At 73.4% G+C, this 5,868-nt stretch carries 6 protein-coding genes; 3 read left to right on the forward strand and 3 right to left on the reverse strand.

From position 1 onward, the window contains the following. Positions 1-70 precede the first annotated feature (70 nt). The gene (locus ACFU7Y_RS38495; protein ID WP_224282930.1) at positions 71-505 is read right to left on the reverse strand and encodes a MarR family winged helix-turn-helix transcriptional regulator; all 435 of its coding nucleotides are present in this window, start codon (positions 503-505) and stop codon (positions 71-73) included. A 123-nt stretch (positions 506-628) separates the two neighbouring features. Between ACFU7Y_RS38495 and ACFU7Y_RS38500 the strand changes: the two genes are divergently transcribed. Beyond that, positions 629-1,078: a VOC family protein gene (locus ACFU7Y_RS38500; RefSeq protein ID WP_224282929.1), complete on the forward strand. Its 450-nt coding sequence runs from the start codon at positions 629-631 to the stop codon at positions 1,076-1,078. A gap of 304 nt (positions 1,079-1,382) precedes the next feature. Further along, positions 1,383-2,249, forward strand: coding sequence for an MHYT domain-containing protein (locus ACFU7Y_RS38505; RefSeq protein ID WP_380771141.1), 867 nt, complete (start codon positions 1,383-1,385; stop codon positions 2,247-2,249). Positions 2,250-2,342: 93 nt separating this feature from the next. Here ACFU7Y_RS38505 and ACFU7Y_RS38510 read toward each other — a convergent pair whose 3' ends face one another. Continuing rightward, a complete protein-coding gene (locus ACFU7Y_RS38510; RefSeq protein WP_224279400.1) occupies positions 2,343-4,061 on the reverse strand; it encodes a hydrogenase maturation protein in 1,719 nt (572 codons plus the stop codon). Positions 4,062-4,293: 232 nt separating this feature from the next. After that, the gene (locus ACFU7Y_RS38515) at positions 4,294-5,217 is read right to left on the reverse strand and encodes a DUF4231 domain-containing protein (RefSeq protein WP_224279398.1); all 924 of its coding nucleotides are present in this window, start codon (positions 5,215-5,217) and stop codon (positions 4,294-4,296) included. A gap of 131 nt (positions 5,218-5,348) precedes the next feature. Between ACFU7Y_RS38515 and ACFU7Y_RS38520 the strand changes: the two genes are divergently transcribed. Beyond that, positions 5,349-5,798, forward strand: a complete 450-nt coding sequence (locus tag ACFU7Y_RS38520) for a VOC family protein (RefSeq protein WP_363390279.1) — start codon at positions 5,349-5,351, stop codon at positions 5,796-5,798. The last annotated feature ends 70 nt before the right edge of the window (positions 5,799-5,868 follow it).

Consider the following 5,868-nt stretch of genomic DNA (forward strand, 5'->3'; position numbering starts at 1 on the left):
GTATAAGAGACAGGTCCTGCGGTGATGCAGTGCTCCTTGTCCTTCCGGCGGCTTGCCGGATTAGGTGTGCCTAGAGGTGTGCGAGCTTGTAGAGCACGGGCGCGGCCTCGCGGAGGACGGCCCACTCCTCCTCGTCGAGCCCCTGGGCGAGCTCGGCGAGCCAGACGTTCCGGCGTCGACGACTCTCCGCGAGGATCGTCTCGGCCTGCTCGGTGCTGCTGACGACCACCTGGCGGCGGTCCTCGGGGTGCGGCTCGCGCCGCACCAGCCCCTTCTCCTCCAGCATCGCGACGATCCTGGTCATCGAAGGAGGCTGCACGTGCTCCTTCCGGGCGAGCTCACCCGGCGTCGCCTTCCCGCACCGGGCGAGGGTGCCCAGCACCCCCATCTCGGTGGGACTCAGCGACTCCTCCACCCGCTGGTGTTTGAGTCGTCGGGAGAGGCGCATCGTGGACGACCGCAGCTGACTGATCGCTGCGAAGTCCTGCTCGGACATCTCGGGCATCTCTTTAGCCTACGTCATTACTCTCGCTAAGGAAAATGAGATCCGCCGCCGCGCCGGAGGGTCGCCCCGGTGCCATATTGGTCATGGGCCCCAGCTCTCGACTCCCAGAAGGGCCGACCTGCCATGTCCGACCTCGCCACCGAGCAGTCCGAGCGGTCCGAACGGCCGCAGTCGTCCGAGCGGTCCACGCAGAACGGGCCCGGCGACACCGGCTTCGCCCGGCTCGCCATGGTGACCATCGACTGCGCCGACCCGGTCGCGCTGGCCTCGTTCTACGGCGAGCTGCTGGGGTGGGAGACCAGGCACACGGACGAGAACTTCGCAATCCTGGACAACCCCGAGGGCGGCAGCCCGCTGGGCTTCGGACGGGTGACCGGGTACCGGCCGGAGCCGTGGACGGAACCGGACGGCAGCAAGCACTTCCACCTCGACTTCTACGTCGACGACCTGGACGAGGCCACCGCGAAGGCCCTCGCGCTCGGCGCCACCGAGCCCGCCTACCAGCACGGCCGCACGCTGCGGGTGCTGGTCGACCCGGCCGGCCACCCGTTCGGACTAGCCCCCTTGGAGTAGCCGCCAAGCGGGGCGGGCGACCCCCGCACGAGGCCTGGGGACGGTGCGCAGACGGTGTCAGGGATTGGTGCCGGGATCATGCAGGCCGCGTAAAGGCCCATCCTGACCTGGGACTTCACGAAAAACGCGAACATTGTGCGACCGCCGGGCAGTGGCTACTCTCCCCGATTGTCAGGGGCACCACATGCCAGGCTCCTCCCCGCGGGACCGCGTTCCCGCTCCGGTGCCCGTTGCCGCGCGCCTTCCCCGGCCAGCCGCGTCCGCCCGCGCCCCGGTGCCCTCAACCCTCGTCCAGGGAGCTCTATTGGGTGAGATCCACCATGCCGACCACGGCTGGGTGACACCGGCGGTCTCGTACTTCGTCGCCTGCCTCGGCGCCTTCGTCGCCCTGCGCAGCGCCCGCTGGGCACTCGTCTCCCAGGGCCGCACCCGGGCCGTCTGGCTGCTGTTCGCCTCGACCTCGCTCGGGGCCGGGATCTGGTCCATGCACTTCATCGCGATGCTCGGCTTCTCCGTGACCGGCGCCGAGATCAGCTACCGGCCCGGGCTCACCGTGCTCAGCCTGCTGGTCGCCGTCACCGTGGTCGGCGTCGGGCTCTTCACCGTCGGGTACTGGCGGCACCGCGCCCTGGCACTCCTGGTCGGCGGGCTGACCACCGGCCTCGGGGTCGCCGCGATGCACTACCTGGGCATGGCCGCGATGGTCCTGCCCGGCCGGCTCGGCTACGACCTGCCCACCGTGGCGGCCTCGGTGGCGATCGCCGTGGTCGCGGCCACGGCCGCGCTCTGGGCCGCGCTGAACATCCGGGGCACGCTCGCCGTGCTCGCCGCGGCGCCGGTGATGGGCGTGGCGGTCTGCGCGATGCACTACACCGGTATGGCGGCGCTCTCCGTCCACCTGGACTTCTCACGCTCCACCGAGGACGGCGTGATGGCACTCCAGTTCATCTTCCCGCTCGGCGTCGGGCTCGGCTGCTACGTCTTCTTCGGCTCGCTGGCCTTCGCCGTCTCGCCGAGCCGGCCCAACTCCCGGCCCCTGCTGGCCGGTCCGGCCGCCCCGCTGCCCCCGCGCGCCCCCGGGGCCGCATGGGCCGCGCGCACCCCGGGCGGCCCGGACGGCCCGCAGGCCCCGCAGCGGCGGCCACCGCTGGGCGGGGCGGCCCGGCCCTGAGGCCGGGCACGGGAGCGGGGCCCGAGCGGGCGTCCGGCCGGGCCCCCCACCCCGGCCGGGCGTCGCCCGAGCCCGCCCCCGGCCTCCCTGCCGCTACGGCTGCCCGGGCCGCCCGAGCAGCCCCGCCACGTGCTCCGGCGTGGCCACCGGGCAGACCTTGTGCACGAAGTCCCGCCGCAGCGCGTGGTACGGCTCGCCCGCCCGGTAGAAGTTGGCGTGCATCCGGCGCAGCTCCTCCGCCCGGTACTCGGCCAGCGGCTTGGCCTCCTCGTCGGCCGCGCGGCGGCGCTTCTTGTCCACCAGCCGCCCGGTGAGCTCCGGCGAGGCGGCGATCCGGGCCGCCTCGCGGGCCACCCAGCGGCGGAACCCGGCCGCGTCCCCGCCGACCGTACGGTCCACCAGGCCGATCCGGCGGGCGTGTCCGGCCCCGACCGGCAGCGCCTCGGCGGTCAGCCGCTCGGCCTGCTCGGCACCGACCCGGCGGGGCAGGGTGTACGTCCAGTACTCGGATCCGTACAGGCCCATCAGCCGGTAGTGCGGGTTGAGCACCGCCGACTCGCGGCACCACACCTCGTCGGCGGCGAGCGCCGCCATCAGCCCGCCGGCCGCCGCGTTCCCGGCCAGCGCCGCCACCGTCACCTTGTCCGTCGTGGTCAGCACCGCCTCGACGAAGTCGTCCATCGCGTTGATGTTCTCCCAGGACTCCAGCGCCGGGAAGGCCGCACCCTGGATGACGTTGAGCTGGATCCCGTTGGAGTAGAAGTCCCGGGGCGCGCCGAGCACCAGCACCGAGGTCGGCCGCTCGGCCGCCTCCCGGTAGGCGGCGAGCAGCCGGCGGCACTGCTCGGTGCTCATCGCCCCGCCCGCGTAGGCGAATTCGAGGAAGCCGATGTCGCCGTCCTCGCGGTAGCGCAGCTCCGACCAGGTCTCCCGACGGCCCGCCCGCTCCGGGCTCACCGGCACCTCGTGGACCCGGTACAGCTCGTCGGCGAGCACCGTGGCGGCCGGCAGCTTGAAGGTGACCGGCCCGCCGGGAGTGCGGCGCGGGCGCAGCTGCGGTATCCACACCGCGCCGTCCACCGTGGCCCGACAGATCGCGCCGTCGCGGGTGGCCAGCACGGCGCCGGGCACCGGGCCGCGCAACTCGTCCTCGGGGTGGCCGCCGTGCAGGAAGAACTCCCGCCCGTACAGCTCGTCCAGCACGCCGGGCTGGGAGTCCGCAGCGCGCAGCTTGCGCAGAACGGTGGCGGTGTCGTCCTGCTCCCAGTCGATCCGGCGCGCCTCCTGACGCAGGAAGGGCCGCAGTTCGCCGTGCACGTCCGGCCGGGCGTAGTCCAGCGGCTCGGGGGTGAACAGCCCGCCCTCGTACCGCTGGACGGCCAGCAGGACGGCCTCGACGGCGGCGTCGGCGAGCTCGCCCCGGTACAACTCGCTCTTGCCGCAGGCCGGGACGGGGAACTCGACGGACGCCCAGATGTCGCCGGCGTCCATCTCCGCGACGGCCTGCAGCACGGTGACACCCCAGCGCTCCGCACCCTCGGTGATCGCCCAGTCGAGCGAGGAGGGGCCGCGGTCGCCCGTGGGTCCCGGGTGCACGATCAGGACCGTCCGGGTGGACCAGATGTCCTGCGGGACGGCCTTGGTCAGCATCGGGCAGACGATCAGCTCGGGGTCGGTGCGGACCACCGCCGCCCTCATCTGCTCGTCGCCGAGGGCGAGTTGGACCGCGACCTGGTGGCCGCGCTCGCGCAGCTCGGTGTGGACGCGCTGGGTCAGGCTGTTGAACGCGCTGGCGATCAGGAGAATGCGCAAGGAGGGCCTCCGGCGGGAACTGGGGTCGCGCGCAGGCGATGAAACCAGGGCATGGACACGTAATGATTACGGTCCGTGCCTGGGCGCCCTACTCTCACGCACCCCGCACACCTGTGCCCCGCGTTTCGCCGGATCTCCCCAAGTCCCCGTTCCGGTGGCGTACCCTCTGCCGCCGCGCCCCGGACCCGTCCCGCTCGCCGCGCGACGCCCGGCTCGGCGCGCAGCGCCCGGCTCAGCGCGGGAACGCCCGGCGGGCCCGCCAGGTGGTGTGCTCCCGGGAGACCGCGTCCTCCGCGTCGGCGGCCAGCCGGGCCCAGCGCGCCTCGGCGTCCGGCGCCCGGGGGTCGAGGTCGGACAGCTGGTTGCCGACGTTCTCCAGCTCGCGCGCAGCCAGCTGGTAGGCGGCGGCCAGCGGGCCGAGCTGCTTGAGCTGCGTCCAGGCGATGATCGCCGCGGCCGCGGCCGAGGTGGCGCCGAAGACGTGCACCGGCAACGCGCCGGTCGCCTGGGCGACGGCCGCAGCGGCGCCGACGATGATCAGCACCGCGATGCCGAGCCCCCAGGAGACCGCCTGGGAGTCGCAGGCCTCGGCCCGGGAGCGGTACCAGGTGCGCTGGCCCTCGACCCGGGTGCGCAGGTAGAGGGTGCGCCGGGCGGTCAGGTTCTCGGCACGCTGCCGGCGCATCTCCGGGGTGATCTCGGCGACGCTGCCGGGCGGCACGATCTCCGGGTCCTCGAAGGCCCGCAGCACGTCCTCGACCTGGAGCAGGTAACCGCGGTCGACGTCCGCGGACTCGGCCGCACCGTCGAACGGCCGGGCCCGGACGGTGTACTTCCAGGCCAGCGTCTTGACCGACTCGGCCGCCGCCCTGGCCTGGTACCAGCGGCCCTGCGGGTTGCTGCGGCGCAGCCGGGACCAGAAGTAGCCGGCCACCAGGAACGCGGCCACCGAGAACAGCGGCCAGACGTCGAAGTCACCCTTGTCGGCCGGGCCGGGGAACGACCCGATCACAGCGGCGATCACCAGCATCGCGATCAGTCCGCGGTACCAGCGCAGCGTCTCGCGCTGGCCGTCCAGCGAGGCCTTGTCCGCCGTCCAGAACAGCTCCGGCAGCAGCTGCGCCTCGACGCCCCCCGGCGGATCCTGTTGCACCATCGGTCGAGTCCCCTCCCCCTACTCCGTCCAGCCAGTATTCCCACCGCCAACTCGCCTACACGGGCGCCTTTTTGACAGCTTCCGACGGCCTGCCATTGCCCGGCCCATTGGTAACCGATATAAACGGTTACATGCCGCTGCACTGGAAGCTCGTCATCGACTGCGCCGACCCGCACCGCCAGGCCGCCTTCTGGGCCGCCGCCCTGGAGTACACGCTGGAGGACCACGGCGCGCTGATCACCCGGCTGCTCGCCGCCGGCGCGGTCGGCCCGGAGGCCCTCACCGAGGTGGACGGCCACCCGGCCTGGCGCTCCCTGGCGGCCGTCCGCCACCCCGAGGACCCGTTCGACCCGGCCTCGGACACCGGCCTCGGCCGCCGCGTCCTGTTCCAGGCCGTCCCCGAGCCCAGGCAGGGCAAGAACCGCCTGCACCTCGACGTCCACCCCGGCCCGGGCGAGCGCGAGGCCACCGTCGCCCGCCTCGAAGGCCTCGGCGCCACCGTCGTGCGGCACGTCAGGGAGCCCGGCGGCGAGTGGACCGTCGTGCAGGACCCCGAGGGCAACGAGTTCTGCGTCCACTGACCGCGGGGAACGCCGCGCAAGCCCCGCCGAAACGCCGCGGCCCCGCCCTCCCGAGCGGGAGGACGGGGCC

The organism is Kitasatospora sp. NPDC057542 (assembly GCF_042801945.1).
Classification (GTDB): Bacteria; Actinomycetota; Actinomycetes; order Streptomycetales; family Streptomycetaceae; genus Kitasatospora.

What these genes read in the sequence shown, in the direction of transcription:
- ACFU7Y_RS38495 (WP_224282930.1), bottom strand. Translation starts at nt 505, where the DNA reads ATGCCCGAGATGTCCGAGCAGGACTTCGCAGCGATCAGTCAGCTGCGG.
- ACFU7Y_RS38500 (WP_224282929.1), top strand. Translation starts at nt 629, where the DNA reads ATGTCCGACCTCGCCACCGAGCAGTCCGAGCGGTCCGAACGGCCGCAG.
- ACFU7Y_RS38515 (WP_224279398.1), bottom strand. Translation starts at nt 5,217, where the DNA reads ATGGTGCAACAGGATCCGCCGGGGGGCGTCGAGGCGCAGCTGCTGCCG.
- ACFU7Y_RS38520 (WP_363390279.1), top strand. Translation starts at nt 5,349, where the DNA reads ATGCCGCTGCACTGGAAGCTCGTCATCGACTGCGCCGACCCGCACCGC.